Source organism: Rahnella bonaserana, from assembly GCF_019049675.1.
GTDB lineage: Bacteria > Pseudomonadota > Gammaproteobacteria > Enterobacterales > Enterobacteriaceae > Rahnella > Rahnella bonaserana.
Genome location: NZ_JAFMOW010000050.1, coordinates 12,722 through 31,993 on the forward strand (window position 1 = coordinate 12,722; position 19,272 = coordinate 31,993).

Sequence of the window (19,272 nt, forward strand, 5' to 3'; positions counted from 1 at the left end):
TATTTTACTTTTAACATAAGTGCTATTTATCGTCCGAATAAGCATAGTTGTAGCCACTATATCCATACCCATAATAACTGCTAGCTTTTTTAATAACACTATTAATAATGCACCCCTTGACCTGTACGCCACTTTGCTCGAACCGCCTTATACTCACTTCTATTTCTTTAACGGTGTTCATTCCATAGCGAGCGACCAGCAATGTTGTGCCGACATATTTTCCGATAATTGCAGCATCCGTGACCGCAAGAATGGGAGGTGTATCAATAATAACAAGATCATAATTTTCAGATGCCCAACTGATCAAACTTTCGAATCGCCTGTGCATGAGTAACTCTGCCGGATTGGGCGGGACCGCACCTCTGGAGATAAAATCAATGCCCACTGAAGGGATATTTATCGCAGAGGAATTAGGATCAGATTTCCCGGACAAAATATCTGAAAGACCAATTTCAATGCCTGCTTTAAATAATTTATGGGCATACCCTTTTCGCATATCAGCATCAATAAAAAGTATCTTTTTATTAGTCTGTGCAATTACCACTGCCAGATTACTGCTTACAAAGGTTTTCCCGGCATTTTGACTTGGACCGGATATCATCAGAACATTATTTTTAGCTTCCATCATAGCGAAATGAAGACTTGTTCGCAGGCTACGTATTGCTTCGATAGCGAGATCGGCCGAATTTTCAACAACCAGAAAACTTGTTTCCGTCTCTTTTCTTTTGGACTTCACAGGACTGTATTTAGCAGACTTGGATTTTCTGCTCAGCCATTCTGACAGCGGAATACTCGCGTAAACATTTATCCCTCTTTCTTCCAGCAGCTCAGGAGAATCTATTCCCTTACGCAAGAATAAGCGCAGTAGGACGATGCTCACGGAAATGACTGCGCCTAATATCATACCAATCAATACAATTAGCACTTTTTTAGGCTTAACGGCTTTAGGTTCAGTCACTGCCGGGTCAATGATCCTTACATTACCGATTGCGCTGGATTTAGCGATGCTCAACTCCTGCTGGCGATTGAGCAATTGCATATAAATAGCCCGATTGGATTCCGCATCCCGGCTTAACCTCGCGACTTCTTGTTGGGTACCCGGCATTTCAGACACGCTTTTATTCAGTCTGTCGCGCTCTTTCAGGAGTGTCTGACGTTTTTCCAGCAGCGCTTTATAGGTCGGATGGTCTTTGGTGTACAGCTGGGAAATCTCAGCCTCACGGAAAGTCAGTTCGTTTAACTGACTTTCCACATTAACAATCTGATCCAGCACTGACTTCGCTTCAAGGGATAAGTCGACTGAATCCTTCTGTCGCCGATAGGTATTCAGGCTATCTTCTGACTTATTCAGATCAGCACGAACCTGCGGTAACTGGCGTTCCAGGAAATCGAGGCTTTTGGCGTCTTGCGCAGCCTGACGTGCAATGTTCTGGTCAAGATAGTTTTGGCTGATGCTATTTAAGACCGCCGAGATATGGTTCGGACTTTCGCCGTTGAGCGACAGGTTAAGAATGCCGGTGTCTTTCCCCTGGTCGCTGACATTAAACGCATCCAGCAAGTTATTAATTGCTTTCAACTTCGTCAGATAATAAACGCGGAATTGAGTGCCCGGCGTCGCCTGTATATCATTGACCATCAAAGAGATGCCCTTCTCGCTAAGCAATTCCCCCACCACGCCTTTTAATTCAAAATCGTCGCCCTCGACCAGATAGTTATTTTTATCCACCACGCTCACGACGATTGTGGGTGCATCACTGCCGTTATCAGGCAAATAAAGATGACTCACTGCTAATGAGCCCGGTTTTTCTCCGGTCAGTCTTGCCCATCCCCGGCCAAATACCGGCAAATACTTCTGTTCTACCACCGCCTGTAAATTCAGGTCATCGACCGTTTTGCCCAGAATCATCCGCGACTGTAACAGGGCAATTTCCGGCGCCGACTGAGGCTGAGAATCAGGCAGTACCTGACTCAGGCTTTCAAGTATGGCATTTCCCTGTTTCTGTTCGACCTGAATTAATGCATCCGCCTGATAGACAGGTGTGGCAAACAGAACATATATCACCGCCAGCAAGGTTAGTGCTGCGGTGATAAAAATAATCAATTTCCGGTGATCGATTAGTTCGCCAATCAGGCGCCCTAAATCTATTTCATCTGAATCAAGTGACGCGGGGTGTTTTGAAATGACTGGTGACATGCGTAGATTTTCCTGATGGTGTTATCCGTTCAGTTTTTGCAACCAGGATTGGCAGGCCTGATCGATTAACCGGTAAACAGACTCAAAAGCTTCATGACTTTTGCGGTAGGGATCTGGAATATCCCTCTGTCCCAGCCAGTGGCCCAGCAACATGATCTTGCCCCGCGTCTCTGGAGAAACGCGGCTGATCTGTTCCTGATGGGATTTTTCCATGACCAGAATCAGGTCATATTCCCGACCTAACTCAGCAGTGAATTGGGTTGCGCGGTGGTTACTCAGCACCAGATTATGCTTTTCTGCCACCCTCGCTGCGCCGGGATCCGCCGGCTTATCGACCATAGCAATCGTTCCGGCTGAGTCTATTTTCTTATCCGGTAAATTCAGCCTGAGTATTCTTTCTGCAATCGGCGAACGGCAGATATTGCCGGTACAGACGATCAAAATAGAATCAAACATCATGGATTCCATTGCCGTACAAAACGGCCCGCTTCGATCATGTCATGGACACCCGCAATAGTCGGGACTATCTGAGATATCACCCGATTCCAGCGAACAACCGGTGCCGTAGTGACATAAACGATATCGTAGGGTTGCAGCTGGAATTCAGTGCTCATCACCATCGATGAGGCATCTTTTGCATTCAACTGATAGATGTCGGCGATTTTGCTTTTATTACTGCCTTTAAGCGGGCGAATGACAAATATCCCGGAAGCATCTGCCATGCTTTGTGAAATACCCTCTGAGTTACCCAGCGCTTCGGCCAGCGTCATTCCGCTGCGATCCATTTTCAGCGTGCTCTGTTTAGTGACTTCTCCCATCACAAACACTTTAAGGTCGTCGTTACGCGGTACGAACAGAATGTCACCGGGATACAGCAAGCGGTTCTGTGTCAGGTCACCCTTTTGCATCAGAGCATGCAGGGAAATCTGCGTATTCTCACCTTTATGGTTCAGCACCACGTTGCGCCAGTCTGCATCCGGCGCTAATCCTCCTGCCGCATTGATGGCATCAATAACAGTAAGCGGAATATTGGTGACGGGTTGCTGACCAGATTTTATGACTTCCCCGGTGGTATAAATTTTTTGCGACCGGAACGCGGCGATACTGACATCAACTTGCGGGCTTTCAATAAAAGTTGCCAGACGGGTACTGATCTCCTGACGAACCTGGGTGACCGTTTTACCGGTGACGTTTAATTTACCAATATAGGGATAGAAAATCGTACCGTCTGAATTAACCCAGTTACCGGTATCACTGGCACTTCGGTATTGACCTGCCGGTGTTGTCAGTTCAGGGTGATCCCAGACGGTCACCATCAGTACATCGCCGACACCGATATGATATTCATAATTTTTAATCTGCTGGTCTAACTGCGGATTAGGGCGGGCTATCACCGATTGTGGCCGTAAATTATCGATCAGCGTTGGCGTCAGGGGATAAATATTAACCAGTTTATCAATATCATAATGATCATCGGGTTGTTCAATGACTGCCTTTCCCGCTGTTTTTAAACTCTGCCCGGGAACAAGGGTGCAGCCACTTAATAGTCCCAACGCGGATATCATCAGAGAAATATTCAAAAATCTATTTTTCATTATTTCACATCATCTGTGGTTCAGGTTTAATATCTGCCTCTCAGAGCGAATCCATATTTCCAATCTGGCAGTCGCAGTTTCTCATTCCTGTGTGTAGATATTAATAAAAGCACCAAAACACTTTCATACCTGATCGTTTCAAACCGAGTTAACGGTCTTAATGACTGAGCCCATGAAAGTGTTAAACAATTATTTATCTCGCACATTAAAGTGAAAGATTCATTTCTTATCCAGGTATCCGGTGCAGAATAATTCATCGAAAAAATCATCACGTGATTTCAGTTAATGGTCTAATACGCGCCCTCCCTTCTGAGCACAACACCCACGGTTTTAAATAAAATGGCAATGTCATTCCACATTGACCAGTTCTTGACATACCAGGCATCAAGATAAACGCGGGTTGAGTAATCGACTTCACTGCGTCCGCTCACCTGCCAAAGCCCGGTCATTCCCGGCTTGCTGAGCAGGTAATATTCAACTTCATCGTAATAACGTTCCAGTTCAGCAGTAATAATAGGACGCGGCCCTACCAGGCTCATTTCCCCTTTTAAAACGTTAAACAGTTGCGGTAACTCATCAAGACTGGTTCTGCGCAAAAAATGGCCGATAGTTGTTATGCGCGGATCATATTTCAGTTTGAAGGTCAGATCCCATTCCTGTCTCGCTTGTGCATTATTTTCCAGCAGCTCGTCCAGGACTTCCTTCGAGTTAATGACCATCGAGCGGAATTTCAGACATTTAAAGGGCTTACCATTTTGGCCAATGCGCTCATGACCATAAATTGCAGGCCCACCGTCTTTTCTCACTTTCAGGCTGATGTAAACCAGCAGCGGGGACAGCAGCATGATAAACGCTACTGAGCCGACGATATCAAATAAGCGTTTCGCCAACCGCGAGGAGCACTTCGCCAGGTTCTGATGCACGCGAAAAATCATGACTTCCTGGCTGAATATAAATGACATGTCGGTATTATCCAGCGGCATACCGCGAAGCGTTGGGATGACAGAGACGGAGCGGTAACCATTAATCATAAATACCCGCAGCCATGCATTTCGGATGCCGCTCTGATGCGATTCTACCGCCACGATAAACTGCGTCTTCTTATCGACATTAGTGCGTACCCAGTTTTCGTCCGAAGGCATAACCGGCACGCCTTCTATCGTATCTCCAGGCTGATCACCGCCTTCACTGGAAATAAACTTGAGAACCCGTAACCCGAGGTTTCTGTCATTTTTAATGGCGTTATAACCTTCACGCGCATTATTGCCGCTGCCAATAATGATTGCGTCACGTTCCCAAAGCCCGAGAGAGTCCAGCACACGCTTGGTCATCATTCGTGCAAATGGCACCAGAATAAGTACAAGAGTCCAGGTCAGCACCCAGAGATAACGGGAGAAATACCATTTAGCAAAAGCGATCACGGCGATTTCGATAAGCGCAAAGATAAGCAGTGTGCGCAGGATTTCTTTCAATTCAAACCAGAACGTTTTGCGATAGTAATAATGTCTTAATCGCAAGTGGAACCACGCCACACAACAAACAGCTAATAAGCTGTGCAGCGCAATCCAGCCTGAAGTTTGTGCAGCGGGGATCCGTTCCTCAAAATGCGTCATGACCTGCCCGAGGATCCCTTTAGCCAGATAAAGAGAAAGGGTGAAGCTAAGAAAATCGGATAAAGCGAGTAATAAATTTGACCAAAGGTTCCTGGTGAGAAATGTCATATGCACCTCACAACAATTAACGATAATAATCTTCCCTCACGCGTTTGCCTGAGTGAATTTTATGATGATGAATAATAATGCGATAGCTGCGTGAGTCAGACATCGAATGTTTTATTGATAAATAAAACGCATGACATTCTCTGATGCAGATAAAAATCTCATACCCCAGAAAGTCTTTTGCAAAATTCAAAAAATTAAATTTCATACGTTATTAATACAAAGTTCATAATTCACGGTTTTTTGGCTATGCTACCGCCCCTGGTTTACGGCCACCAATTTGCCAAAATATACCTAATAAAATATTTAACGCAGTTAACCCTCACCGAAATAGCTGGGGTGATTAATGCGTGGCAATCTACATTAAACTGACAAACGGTAAATCACATACTATTCACCCATTCATCACTTAATATTCTCTTTATCAAAAAGGACTTATCAAACTCTTCTTGTCCGTAAGGTAACCACAATGTCCCTTGCATGGTACAGACATCACTGCCACACAGAAACTCTGTGTGCTGCGAATTCCCGACGCCATTAATGATGACACCGTGGCTATAAGAACTAAGGTGATCGATAATTTTTTTAGTGAAAGGATTCCCTGGTGTTGCCAAAAAAAGTCTTACCCATTTTTATATATTCAACTAATTCATTCATCATCCAGGACAACCCCGACTTTGCTGCTCCGAAATTGTCCAACCAAAGCGTACAGCAATCATATTACTGACTCACTCAAAACCGGGCATAATCCCGGAGACAGACACTGCAGATGCACAGATATAACCTGAACTTCTGCTGACCAGATGCATTTTTTCCCTCAAAAGTCATGCTCATAAACATCACTCAATGAAGAAAATCTGATCATAAATTCACTTTTTAACTGCCAATTCTGTTTCCCACGGCATGTTTATGCAAAAAAAACAATGCTGAACTGCTGTTGGCGTCAACGCCTATTTTTCTTAAAGAATTGCACTTATGTACACTTACCGTCTTTACGCTCAGTTTGAGAATATTTGATATGCTTGTCACGGACAGACCAGACATCATCATCACTAAAACCTTCTCTTCCATCTTGGTAATATTGTAATTAAAGGCCTCCTTGTTAAGCGTCACGCCCTTAAGCTGGATGAACTGTTCTACAGAAGTCACGACGGCTGGCAATTCTTTTTTCTTCTTAAGAAACTTACATTCTTTCTTAAGCAAAAGTTCAAGCATCAACATATCGACCGCAGAGGACATAATGAGGATCCTTTCCGGATCCAATATCCTCAGATTTTCTCTCAAAAATTCATAACATCTGTGGAACCCGCCGCCTGAAGGATCAATGATCAGATAATCTTTTGCATACAAGTCCACCTCATCGCCGTAGTCATAAGAAATGACGTCGTTCACATAAGGTAACTTCCTGGAGATTATTTCTTTCAACGCCAGTTTCGTATACTGGCACTCACTCCAAATTATTACCCGAGGCATTGGGCCGCCTAATTGTGAGGTTTTAAAAACGCTCAAATCCTGCCCCGTGGAGCCGGGGAAGAATAAAGCACTCTCAGAACGATATAAGGAAAACGAATATTAAAATTAGTTCTATATCCTATTTAAATCTTTTCAGTAGCCGTATGTAGAGTAATACGCAGCGGAAACTCTTCAAATCGTTTTTCTCGCTCATAATTGGAAACAACAATAGGTTTAACCGATCGATTTACACGTTCTTATCGTTAAATTCATCAATCTTTACTAGGCGAATTCCTAGTGATTTTCCAAATACGCCAGAAAAATGTGAGCAATACGACGATTTTTGATTTATTTCAACAAAAAACTAAGAACAGTCTCAACAATAATCTTCCCCATGGGGTGTGTTTCATTCACACACTAATTTACCTGAAACTTTCAGTTAAAACAGAATATTTCTCTATTTTAATGATGAATTAAGTTTTATTTATTTACCGATAATAAACATCAATACGTAAGAATTGGGTGATTTTCTGAAAATCTTATTACGGAGAACAGATCTATTGTTTTTTTATATACATTTATGCTTGTAAATTAACATTTGCAATTCAACCGGCAAACCTGAGACTATTCTTACATGATGATTAAATAGTCTTATTGCTTTATTTTGAAACAAACATTGGCCTTCATTTGTTTTTAAGCCAATAACATGACCAAGAGTATTCTTAAATACCCCTCCGCTTAACGTAACATCTCTGTATCAAAAACGAGGAATTATCCTTAACGTTCTTCCTCTGTCAGACAGGTCGCGAAAATATGCAAATCACGTTTTCCAAAATGTAAATATTTGTAAAATAACGCTTGAACCGGGCAATAAAAAACCAGCCTTTCGGCTGGTTTCAGGTTTTAGCTGAGGATATCTGATTACATTGCTGGCGGTTAACCTGCCTTGCGCCAGCTACGGGTGAGCACTTTTTCTATCTCGACAATCACGAACAGCGCGATGCCGATCAGCAGCCCGATGACCCAGTAGATGAATGGCAATGGTCGCGTGCCAAACAACGTGTTCATCAGCGGAACGTAGATAATGATCGCCTGTAGCGCGAACAGCACCACGGTGACAATCCAGATACCTTTGTTTTGCAGCAGGCCACGGTTAAGGGAGAAGTTGTCCGAATCGCGGCAGTTAATCATGTACACCCACTGCGCAGTCACCAGCGTCTGCAACAGCACCGTACGGATAAATTCAGGCTCATAACCGCGCGGTTGCAGCCAGGCTTCCAGCATGAAGGCACTGATGGAAATCAGTAATCCGACAAAGGCCACACGCCAGATGGCGTATTTATCCATGACATGCGCGCTGACGTTGCGCGGCGGACGACGCATCACACGGCTTTCCGCTTCCTCAAACGCCAGCCCGAAGGAGAGCGTGGCGGACGTTGCCATGTTCATCCACAAAATTTGCACCGGCGTTAACGGCAGCAGATTCCCCATCAGAATAGCGATGATAATCAGCAACCCCTGCGCCAGGTTGGTCGGCATAATAAAGAGGATGGTTTTTTTCAGGTTATCGTAAACCCGGCGCCCTTCTCTGACCGCGTTGGCGATTGTGGCAAAGTTGTCATCCACCAGGATCATATCGGCGGACTCTTTGGTCACCTCGGTGCCTTTAATGCCCATGGCAATGCCGACGTTGGCCTGTTTCAGCGCCGGCGCATCATTCACGCCGTCGCCGGTCATTCCGACAATTTCACCGGTCTCCTGCAACGCTTTCACCAGACGCAGTTTATGTTCCGGGCTGGTACGGGCGAAAATATCGAACTGTACTGCGGCCGTTCTCAGTTGGGCGTCGTCCATATGTTCCAGCTCATAACCGGTGATGGAGTTCCCGCTGTTACCGATGCCGAGCATTTTACCGATCGCCATCGCCGTTTCCTGATGGTCACCGGTGATCATCTTGACGCGGATCCCCGCCTGCTGACATTCGCCGATCGCCACAATCGCTTCCGGACGCGGCGGATCCATCATGCCCGCAATGCCGATCAACACCATGCCGTGGCTGAGTTCCGGATGATCCAGTGAGGCGACGGGCTGATCGACAGGTTTCCAGGCCGCGGCCACCATACGCAGTCCTTCGCTGGCATACCGCGTTATCGCCGACTCCCAGTACGCATGATCCAGCGGTACCGCACCTTGCGGCGTCTGCTGGAACTGACAGAGTTTGAGCAACACATCCGGTGCGCCGGTCAGCATGATCTGCGATTCACCGTTTTTCTCACCGGCCACCGCCATATATTTGTAGAGCGAATCAAACGGAATTTTACTGCTGAGACTGAACGCGATCTCAGGCAAATGCGCCTTGGCCGCCAGAACTTTCAGCGCCCCTTCGGTCGGGCCCCCGGTAATGCCCCAGTGGCCCTGAGCGTCCTGTTTCAGCGTACTGTCGTTACAGATATCCACGGTACGCAAAAACTGAGTAAGCAGAGGCGAAGAATCCGCTGGCAGCGGCGACGCCGAACCGGCAATCGAGAAGCTGCCCATTGGTTCGTAGCTGTTGCCTTCCACCGTCCAGATGTTATCCGCCAGAATCACCGCTTTGACCGTCATTTCATTCATGGTCAGGGTGCCGGTTTTATCCGAACAAATGACTGACATCGCGCCCAGTGTTTCCACGGTAGGCAGCTTGCGGATAATGGCTTTGGAGCGCGCCATCGCCTGCACGCCGAGCGAAAGAATAATCGAAATGATCGCCGGTAAGCCTTCCGGTACCGCTGCGACCGCAAGGCTTATCACCGACAGCAGCAGTTCGCCAAACGGGATATCGCGCAGCAGATAACCGAAAATCAGCAGCGCCACCATCATGAACAGAATGATGACGAAAATAGATTTACCCAGTTTGTCTATCTGCACCAGCAGCGGGGTTTTGTTGTCTTCAATGGAGGACAACATTTCATTGATATGGCCAAGTTCAGTCTGGCCGCCGGTGGCAAATACCACGCCGCTGGCGGTACCGGAACTGACCGTGGTGCCTGAAAACGCCAGATTTTTGCGATCGCCTATCGATTTCTCACCTACCAGTGCATCAGTCTTTTTCGACACCACGGTGGATTCACCGGTCAGAATGGCTTCTTCGACCCGCAGGTTATGGACATCAATAAGACGTAAATCGGCAGGAATTTTGTCACCGGGGCGCAGCAGCACAATGTCGCCCGGCACAATTTCATCGGTTGCCACGGTGACCTGTTGTCCGCTGCGTAATACCAGCGCCTCACTGGAAAGCATATTCTGAATACTTTTCAATGATTTCTCGGCATTATTTTCCTGAATAAAACCGATTAATGCGTTGATCACCGCCACGCCTAATATCACCAGCGTATCGACCCAGTGCCCCATAATGGCGGTGACGACGGCCGCCGCGAGTAATATATAGATGAGAATGTCTTTAAAGTGAGAGATAAACTTTATAAATAAAGACTTACCTTCTTTTTGCGGAAGAACGTTCGGTCCGTAATGTTTTAATTTATTTTGTGCGTCTTCGGGGGAAAGCCCGGCAGGCCCTGTCTGCAACCCTGCCAGACTTTCTTCTACGGTTTGCTGATACCACAGTTTTTCTGTGGTGGATGCATTCACAGCAGTTTTATTCACAGCAAGTGGCGCTGGATTATTCATAATGCCTGACTCCTTGACCCCTGAAATGGTTCATGAATGAAGCGGGTAATGAATGAATTGTCGTGATGTTTTCTGGCAAGATAGATAAAGCTGTATAAACTATAATATATCGACTTAAATAGTGTTAATTCCGTGCTTTAAAAAAACAATTAAATAAAGAAAAACAATAAGTAGCTAAACAGTCTCACTGAAAATACGTCATAGCGGAAAATAGCGGAGCCTGCGTATTAAAGCCCTCACTATTCTGCCGGTAATTATTTTTTCACATGTATTTTGCATGAGGGGAAGTATTTTGAATATCCGTTTTTCTCCCGCTTTGATCCTCCTTTTCCTTTTAAGCGCCTGTGATCAGAAAACCACAGACGCTCCCGTCCCGCCGCGTCAGGTTAAAATCGCCACTGCTGAAGCGGCCAGTCCGCTGAGTACCCGCGTGTTTCCAGCCCGCATTCTGGCAGGCGATAATACCGACATCGCGTTTAAACGCGCAGGCCAGTTGCAGACGCTGGACGTGCGTGAAGGCGAAGCGGTGAAACAGGGACAAATCCTTGCCCGGCTGACCAACAACGATGCCCGCCAGCGCCTGAACGATCGTCAGAGCGCCGCCACGCTGGCCCAGCGTCAGTTCGAACGTTATCAGACGCTGGCACGGCGCAACGTGGTCTCGCAGGCTGAACTCGAAGTGCATAAAGCCAGCCGCGATTCGGCCAGGGCAGCGCTGAAAATCGCGCAGGAAGAACTGAATGATTTGAACCTGACCGCACCGTTCAGCGGCGTGATCGCCCGGCTTTCTGTGCGCAATCATCAGGTCGTCGCCGCCGGTCAGCCGGTCGCGACTATCAGTCGTTCCGATCTATTAGATGTGATTTTCAGCGTACCGGAAAACCTGTTTACCAGCCTCGATATGCGTAATGCCAGTTATCAGCCACGGGTGCGCATCAACAACCTTCCTGACCGCGAATTCACCGCCACCTATAAAGAACACACCGCCAGCAGCGAAGCCAACTCACTCACCTGGCAGGTGACGCTGATCATGCCGCGCCCGGAAAACTTCCCGGCCGTCGCCGGTTTAAGCGGTACGGTGACCATCAATCCGGCCAATCTCGCAACGGCAACGCCCGCAGATACGCTGGTGGTTCCGGTCGAAGCGGTATTTAATCCGGACAGCAGTCAGCGCAATGAGGCACACGTCTGGTTGATTGCCGGTGAAGGCGACACATTACACGTCGAAGACCGCAAGGTGACCGTCGGCGAACTGACCTCTCAGGGCATCGAAATCAAGGACGGACTGCAAAAAGGTGACAGAGTGGTCGCGGCAGGCGTGAGCGAATTACACGCTCAGCAACCGGTTCGCATCTGGGTCAGGGAACGGGGTCTGTGATGAGTATTAACGACAGCTTTATCAATAATCCGACCCGCGTCTGGCTGGTTATTCTGCTGCTCGGCGTGGGCGGCCTGATTGCGTTGTTCAATATCGGAAGGCTGGAAGATCCGGCTTTTACCATTAAAACTGCCGTGGTTTCCGTGCAGTATCCCGGTGCGTCATCCCAGCAGGTTGAGGAGGAAGTCACGCTGCCGCTGGAAAACGCCCTGCAACGCCTGCCTTATGTCGATAACATTTCTTCTATTTCCGCGGTCGGTTTATCGCAAATCACCGTCAATATTGATTCCCGCTATCACTCCTCCGAACTGCCGCAAATCTGGGATGAACTGCGCCGCCGCGTCAATGACGCCACGCTGCAATTTCCGCCCGGTGTCAGCCCGCCGTTTGTGAACGATGATTTCGGCGATGTGTACGGCTATTTTTTCTCGATTTATGGCGACAACTTTAGCAATCCCGAACTGCGTAAATACGCGGAACAATTGCGCAGGGAACTGGTGCTGGTGCCCGGCGTCGGTAAGGTCGCCATCGGCGGCATCCTTCCTGAACAGGTCTATATCGAGATTTCCCGCGCCAAAATGGCCGCTTATGGCGTGACATTGCCGCGCCTTGCCGATGTGCTGAACCGGCAGAATCTGGTGTCCGACGCGGGCAGCATGACGGTCGGCAGTGAGTCGATCCGTCTGCATCCGACCGGTGGTTTTCAGAATATTGATGAACTGAATAATGTGCTGATCAGCCCCGCCGGATCTACGCACAGCATTTACCTGCGTGATATCGCCACGGTGTCGAAGGGTGTGAACGATCATCCGGGCAATATTTACCACGCCAATGGCCGCGATGCGCTGACCATTGGTGTCTCATATATTCCCGGTGTGAATGTCATGAACATTGGTCACGCGATTGAAGCCCGGATGCAGCAGCTGTCCGCCGATAAACCGGCCGGGATCCAGCTTAAAGTATTCTACGATCAGGCTTCCGAAGTGAAGAAATCCGTAGACGGATTCATCATTAACTTTCTGATGGCGCTGGCAATTGTGGTGGGCGTATTGCTGATTTTCATGGGAATGCGCAGCGGGATCATCATTGCCGTCTCGCTGGCGCTGAACGTGCTCGGCACGTTGCTTATCATGTTTTTGTTCGGCATCGAGCTTCAGCGTATTTCACTCGGCGCGCTGATTATCGCGCTCAGTATGTTGGTGGATAACGCGATTGTGGTGGTGGAAGGTGTGCTGATTTCCCGCCAGCAGGGCAATCCGCTGATGAATGCCATTTCGCATATCATTAAACGCTCTGCCCTGCCTTTACTGGGCGCAACGGTGATTGCCATTCTGGCGTTTGCACCGATCGGCCTCTCGCAGGATTCGACCGGTGAATACTGTAAATCGCTGTTCCAGGTGTTACTGATATCGCTGATGCTCAGTTGGGTGACCGCTCTCACGCTGACGCCGGTGCTGGTGAAATGGGCATTCGCCAACATGAAAGTGGCGGAGAAAAAGCCAGACGAGCAGGCCGATCCCTACGGCGGCTGGATATTTCGCGTTTACCGGCGCGTATTGTCGGCGCTGCTGGTGCGCCAGACCCTTACGCTGACGGTGCTCGCCGCGTTGCTGGTGGCGTCAGTCTGGGGATTCGGCTTTGTGCGGCAGAACTTTTTCCCGTCGTCTAATACGCCTGTTTTCTTCGTCGATTTATGGATGCCTTACGGCACGGATATCAATCACACCGCGCGAATTGCGGGAGAAATCGAAAAAGAGATCAATCATCAGCAAGGCGTGGAAAACACCGTGACCACCGTCGGTCAGGGCGGGATGCGCTTTATTCTGACTTACAACGGCGAACGCCAGTATTCCAACTATGCGCAGATAATGGTGCGTATGGATGATCAGCGGAAAATCGCCGCACTGACCCGCCGCACCGAACAGAACATTCGTGATCATTATCCTGAAGTGAATGCCAGCCTGAAACGCATCATGTTTGGTCCGTCCGGCGGCAGCGCAATTGAAGTACGCATCAAAGGCTCCGATCCCGATACGCTTCGCCAGATCGCCAGCCAGGTCGATAAAATTATTCTTGATGACGGTGCATCAGACGGGGTGCGTAACGACTGGCAGGATCGCAGCAAAATGGTACGCCCGGTGTTCTCACCTTATCTGGGCCGCGAACTGGGCGTTGACCGGGGTGACGTTGACAGCGCCCTGCAGATGAATTTCAGCGGCAGCACCGTGGGCATTTTCCGTGACGGCTCGACGCTGATGCCGGTGGTTCTGCGCCCTCCGGCAGCGGAACGGCTGGATGTCGATCACATGGCGAATATCATGGTCTGGAGCCAGACGCGCCAGCAGTTTATCCCGCTGAGTAACGTGGTCAGTGATTTCAAAGTCGAATGGGAAGATCCGCTGATCATGCGCCGCGACCGATCGCGGGTGCTGACCGTGCTGACCGATCCGGATCCGGCCAGCGGCGAGACCTCCGGCGATATGCTGGCGCGCATCCGACCGCAGGTTGAGGCGCTGACCCTGCCACACGGCTACAGCATAGAATGGGGCGGCGACGCGGAAAACTCCGCCGAAGCGCAACAGGGATTATTCACCACGTTGCCGATCGGTTTTCTGATGATGTTTATCATCACCGTGCTGATGTTCAGTTCGGTGAAAAATGCCATCGCCATCTGGCTGACCGTGCCACTGGCGCTGATCGGTGTGACGTTTGGCTTCCTGCTGACCGGTATTCCCTTCGGATTCATGGCCCTGATTGGCCTGCTCAGCCTGAGCGGCATGCTGATCCGTAACGGCATCGTACTGGTCGAGGAAATCGGCCAGCAGAAAAAAGAGAAGAGTCAGACCGAGGCAATAATCCACGCCGCCACCTCGCGTCTGCGCCCTATCCTGCTGACAGCTTTTACCACGGTGCTCGGCCTCGCCCCGCTATTGCTTGATGTCTTTTTCCAGAGCATGGCGGTTGTTATCATGTTCGGGCTGGGATTCGCCACCGTGCTGACGCTGCTCGCGCTGCCGGTGATTTACAACTGTTTCCATCGTGAAGGACAACGACGTACACAATGAACACCACGGGACTGAATATTATTAAAACGCTCGGCTGCCTGACCGCCGTGACTTTTTTTACCGTTTATAACACTTACGACAATTACAATTATAACTACGACAGTATTCTGGCTTTTCTGACCTTTATTTCGACCATCGCCACGCCGTTGTTTTTTGTGGTTACCGGTTATATGGATGCCGGTTCACAGCACACAACAGAATGGCAGATGAAGAAAATTCGCAGCATATTAACCCTCTTCATCTTCTGGTTTTCGGTTTATTATTTATGGGGACCCTATCAGAAAGGTTATCTTATCCAGCCGTGGTTTATCTTTTCACTGGTCATTATTTATACCTTTCATCCGTTAGTGGAATGGCTGGCCAAAAGACGCGTCATCCTCGCCGCACTGATTGCCGGACTGCTGATTTTTTCGTTTGCGTATGATTTGCTGGCCATCTATTACACTGAACACAAAGCCTTTTCGACGCCCGCACAGTTCCGCATCTGGACCTGGGTCCTTTATTATCTGACCGGGCAGTTGTTGTATGATCCGGTGATTTCCGCGCTGTACGGTCGCCCGCGGGTGGCAAAAATTGCCGCCATCGCCATACCGTTTGTCTATATCTTCACCTGGTTTTATGAAAAGCATTTCTTCTTTTCACTCTTCAACATCGAGCGTAACAGTTTTATTCTGACCGGATCGCAGGTCTATATTTTGGTGGTATTGATTATTATCGCGGCCAATGGCGTCAAACAGGACGCCACGCGGTTGCCGGTGAGTCAAATGGTCAGTTCGCTGGGGAAAACCATGACCGGGGTTTATATTCTCCACTACACCTTTTTCAATTTATTAATCCAGTGGATCCCGATCAATTCCCTGACCGCCAAGCTGTTCGTTATCCTGCTGACGTTCCTGCTTTCAGTGCTGTCTTCAATGTTGCTGCTAAAGAACAGGGTGACGAAGAAACTGATTACGTTTTAGCTCTGCTCTGATACCAGCACCGCCATGGTGTCTGGTTCCAGTGCGCGGAAAATGTGTTCCACGTCGGCAGGATAGGAAATGTAATCCCCGGCGTTCAGCTCAACCGGTGAGTCAATCAGCCCGACGAGGGCGCGCCCCTGCGTAATAATAATGTGCTCGACCGATCCCTGCGGATGCGGACTGGAAACGCGATCTGCGCCAGGTTGCGTGGTCAGCAGATAAATATCCCGACGCGAACCCGGCGGACACGTCGCCAGTAAAACGGCTTTATAATCCGCCAGTTCAGCGACCACTGCCGGCCCTTCGCCACGGCGGATCACCTGCATCTTGTTCATTTCCGGTTCCATCAGGCGCGCAAAAGGAATATTGAGCGCCACACACAGCGCCCACAGGGTTTCCAGACTCGGATTACCGTTGCCCGCTTCCAGCTGAGAAAGCGTTGATTTGGCGACGCCAGCACGACGCGCCACTTCTGCCAGTGACAAACCTGCCCGCTGACGTTCACGAACCAGACCTTTAGAGATAACGCTGATGGGTTGTGACATGATCCTGCCTGTTTTATATAACGAACGATCGTTCGACTTGAAGAACGATTCAGATGCGTTCATTATAATGGGAAATCGTTCGTTATGGGATTAAATTATGTCTGCGCGTTTCTTTTCACCGCTGGGAAGTGATGTGGTGAAAGCCATCTTCCTGGTCTGCCTGGCCGATGGTCTGGTGGGGATTTCGTATGGATCGCTGGCCGTCGCGGGCGGCTTTCCGCTGTGGGTGCCGCTGATGCTCTCGCTGCTGGTGCTGGCCGGTGCATCGGAGTTTTTGTTTATCGCCATCGTCGGCGGCGGGGGCAGTCCGTTCGCCGCTGCAGCCGCCGGATTACTGGTCAATGCCCGCCATTTACCGTTCGGAATTGCGGTAAAGGATCTGGTCGGCAGCAAAGGCATGAGCTGGCTCGGTTGCCACCTCATGAATGACGAAAGCGTGGTATTTGGCATCTCCCAGCCCACCCATGAAAAACGCAAAAAAGCCTACTGGTTATGCGGCGCAGGCATCGCGCTGTTCTGGCCGGTCAGCGTGATTGCCGGCGCATATATCGGTCAGTTCATTCCGGACATCAAAGCTATTGGCCTCGACGCAGTGTTCCCGGCCATTCTGCTGGCGTTGATTTTCCCGGCATTGCGCAGCCGCCGGACGCGCATTCCCGCTTCCTGTGGTGCGCTGATTTCCGTCGCCGCCGTGCCGTTTGTCCCGGCCGGTATGCCGGTGCTGTTTTCCCTGCTCGGATTACTCACCTGGAGGAACCGGAAATGACCTCTCACAACCTGATTATTGCCGGTATTGCGGTACTGGCCGCCGGAACATTCCTGATGCGCGTTGCCGGTTACCGGCTGGGTTCGCGCCTGAATTTCTCACCGGCAACCCAGACGATGCTTTCCGATTCGGCGACCACCTTGTTGCTGGCCGTCGCGGCAACGTCGGCATTGTTTGAAGGCCAGCATTTTGCCGGATACGCACGGATTATTGGCGTCGGCGTAGCGCTCTTATTAGCGTGGCGAAAAGCGCCGCTGATTGTGATTATTATCGCGGCAGCCGCCGTTACGGCGCTGATGCGCTGGATGGGTATTCACTAGCAGAAACAAAAATGGCTCCTGTAAAGGAGCCATTTTTTTAAAGCGGCGGTGTTTTAAGGAAGACGAGCGTTACGCCACATCTTCATATTGCGGCACCGGATTGCGGAAACTTTTGGTCATACAGGCCAGATAGATAAAGCCAATTGCCCCCCAGATAAGCCCCAGCACCATCGAACCTTCTTCCAGATTCACCCACAACGCACCGACCGTCAGCGCACCGCACAATGGCAGCAGCAGATACTGGACGTGGTCCAGCACGGATTTATTACGTTTTTCACGGATCCAGAATTGCGAAATCACTGACAGGTTCACGAACGTAAACGCCACCAGCGCGCCGAAGTTAATCAGCGCCGTTGCCGTCACCAGGTCAAAGTTAATCGCCATCAGGGCAATCGCACCCACCAGCAGCACGTTGAAAGACGGCGTGCGCCATTTCGGATGGATATAGCCGAAGAAGCGTTTCGGGAATACGCCATCGCGCCCCATCACATACATCAGACGGGAAACGCCCGCGTGCGCCGCCATACCGGACGCCAGCACGGTGATACTGGAGAAAATCAGTGCGCCAAACTGGAACGCCCTGCCCGCCACCTGCAACATAATTTCAGGTTGTGACGCGTCCGGGTCTTTAAAGCTGGAGATGTCCGGGAAATAAAGTTGCAGGAAATACGTCGCCGCAATAAAGATCACGCCGCCGATTAATGCCGTCAGGAAAATCGCCCGCGGGATCACCCGTTCTGCGTCTTTGGTTTCTTCCGATAAATTACTGATGCCGTCAAAGCCGGTAAAGGAGAAACACAGAATGGTCGCGCCGGTAATCATCGGCACAGTATGCGCATTTTCACCCCAGAAAGGCTTAGTGCTGGCTAACGTACCGTAGCCGGTGCCGTGATCAACGCCATAAATCACCATGCCAGTGATCACCGTAATCAGCACAATCTGCAAGACCACCACCAGCGTATTAATGTTGGCGACGGTTTTAATACTGCGCAGATTCGACAACGTCATAAACCCGACCAGCACCACCACAAATATCCACGACGGCACCGAAGGCACCAGCGCTTCAAAATAGATTTTGGCCAGCAGGATATTAATCATCGGCGCGAATAAGTAATCGAGCAGCGACGACCAGCCGACCATAAAGCCGACCACCGGATGAATCGCTTTTTGCGCGTAAGTATAAGCCGAACCCGCAGAAGGATAGCGGCGCACCAGCTTGCCGTAACTCAGCGCGGTAAACAGGACGGCGATCAGCGCAAACGCATACGCCGTCGGCACATGGCCGTCAGTCAGGCCGGAGACAATACCGAACGTATCGAACAGTGTCATGGGTTGCATATAGGCCAGGCCTATCATGACAACCGGAATCAACGTAAGACTCTTACGCAATTCCACGCGGGAGGCGGTACCCGTAACGACGTTATCCGGCATGATGTGTAATTCCCATGATGGAAAACGCGGCATAGTGAGAGTGCTGCACCATTAATGTTTCCTTGCGACATGACTGTCGGTATCTGAAAGTAAATATCTATCCGGTACTAAGCCCGGCCTCTGTTTTGAAATGTTTTCTTGTGCGAAGAGTACCTTCGCCAATGCAGAAATAACGAATAA

At 49.5% G+C, this 19,272-nt stretch carries 13 protein-coding genes; 5 read left to right on the forward strand and 8 right to left on the reverse strand.

The annotated features are described in order from the left end of the window. Window positions 1-22: 22 nt before the first annotated feature. The 6 genes from J1778_RS03045 to J1778_RS03070 all read right to left on the reverse strand — a co-directional run bounded on the left by J1778_RS03045 (window position 23) and on the right by J1778_RS03070 (window position 10,625). Window positions 23-2,194, reverse strand: coding sequence for a polysaccharide biosynthesis tyrosine autokinase (locus tag J1778_RS03045; RefSeq protein WP_217171941.1), 2,172 nt, complete (start codon window positions 2,192-2,194; stop codon window positions 23-25). A gap of 21 nt (window positions 2,195-2,215) precedes the next feature. Further along, the gene (locus J1778_RS03050; RefSeq protein ID WP_274388724.1) at window positions 2,216-2,650 is read right to left on the reverse strand and encodes a low molecular weight protein-tyrosine-phosphatase; all 435 of its coding nucleotides are present in this window, start codon (window positions 2,648-2,650) and stop codon (window positions 2,216-2,218) included. Further along, window positions 2,650-3,789 (reverse strand): polysaccharide export protein, encoded by a 1,140-nt coding sequence (locus tag J1778_RS03055; protein WP_217171943.1) that lies wholly within the window; start codon window positions 3,787-3,789, stop codon window positions 2,650-2,652. The genes J1778_RS03050 and J1778_RS03055 overlap by 1 nt, the downstream gene beginning before the upstream one ends. 290 nt (window positions 3,790-4,079) lie before the next feature. Further along, a complete protein-coding gene (gene wbaP, locus J1778_RS03060) occupies window positions 4,080-5,510 on the reverse strand; it encodes an undecaprenyl-phosphate galactose phosphotransferase WbaP (RefSeq protein ID WP_217171944.1) in 1,431 nt (476 codons plus the stop codon). An 873-nt stretch (window positions 5,511-6,383) separates the two neighbouring features. After that, window positions 6,384-6,899, reverse strand: a complete 516-nt coding sequence (locus tag J1778_RS03065; protein ID WP_338019635.1) for a helix-turn-helix transcriptional regulator — start codon at window positions 6,897-6,899, stop codon at window positions 6,384-6,386. A 996-nt stretch (window positions 6,900-7,895) separates the two neighbouring features. After that, window positions 7,896-10,625: a cation-transporting P-type ATPase gene (locus tag J1778_RS03070; RefSeq protein ID WP_217171945.1), complete on the reverse strand. Its 2,730-nt coding sequence runs from the start codon at window positions 10,623-10,625 to the stop codon at window positions 7,896-7,898. Window positions 10,626-10,917: 292 nt separating this feature from the next. On the opposite strand from J1778_RS03070, the gene J1778_RS03075 reads away from it, so the two are divergent. From J1778_RS03075 to J1778_RS03085, 3 genes are read left to right on the forward strand one after another with little or no spacing between them, the layout of a single operon-like run. Further along, on the forward strand, window positions 10,918-12,003 hold the full coding sequence (locus J1778_RS03075; RefSeq protein ID WP_420804061.1) for an efflux RND transporter periplasmic adaptor subunit: 1,086 nt from the start codon (window positions 10,918-10,920) through the stop codon (window positions 12,001-12,003). Continuing rightward, the gene (locus tag J1778_RS03080) at window positions 12,003-15,068 is read left to right on the forward strand and encodes an efflux RND transporter permease subunit (protein ID WP_217171947.1); all 3,066 of its coding nucleotides are present in this window, start codon (window positions 12,003-12,005) and stop codon (window positions 15,066-15,068) included. Before J1778_RS03075 ends, J1778_RS03080 begins: the two co-directional genes overlap by 1 nt. Further along, the gene (locus J1778_RS03085) at window positions 15,065-16,030 is read left to right on the forward strand and encodes an acyltransferase (protein ID WP_217171948.1); all 966 of its coding nucleotides are present in this window, start codon (window positions 15,065-15,067) and stop codon (window positions 16,028-16,030) included. The genes J1778_RS03080 and J1778_RS03085 overlap by 4 nt, the downstream gene beginning before the upstream one ends. Here the strand turns inward: J1778_RS03085 and J1778_RS03090 are convergent. Next, a complete protein-coding gene (locus J1778_RS03090; protein WP_217171949.1) occupies window positions 16,027-16,575 on the reverse strand; it encodes a helix-turn-helix domain-containing protein in 549 nt (182 codons plus the stop codon). The genes J1778_RS03085 and J1778_RS03090 overlap by 4 nt on opposite strands. Window positions 16,576-16,672: 97 nt before the next feature. On the opposite strand from J1778_RS03090, the gene J1778_RS03095 reads away from it, so the two are divergent. Together J1778_RS03095 and J1778_RS03100 are read left to right on the forward strand one after the other, a co-directional pair. Further along, window positions 16,673-17,341: an AzlC family ABC transporter permease gene (locus J1778_RS03095; RefSeq protein WP_217171950.1), complete on the forward strand. Its 669-nt coding sequence runs from the start codon at window positions 16,673-16,675 to the stop codon at window positions 17,339-17,341. Then, window positions 17,338-17,661: an AzlD domain-containing protein gene (locus J1778_RS03100; RefSeq protein WP_217171951.1), complete on the forward strand. Its 324-nt coding sequence runs from the start codon at window positions 17,338-17,340 to the stop codon at window positions 17,659-17,661. Before J1778_RS03095 ends, J1778_RS03100 begins: the two co-directional genes overlap by 4 nt. Before the next feature lie 69 nt (window positions 17,662-17,730). Here the strand turns inward: J1778_RS03100 and J1778_RS03105 are convergent, their stop codons facing one another. Continuing rightward, a complete protein-coding gene (locus J1778_RS03105) occupies window positions 17,731-19,092 on the reverse strand; it encodes an APC family permease (RefSeq protein WP_217171997.1) in 1,362 nt (453 codons plus the stop codon). Window positions 19,093-19,272 lie beyond the last annotated feature (180 nt).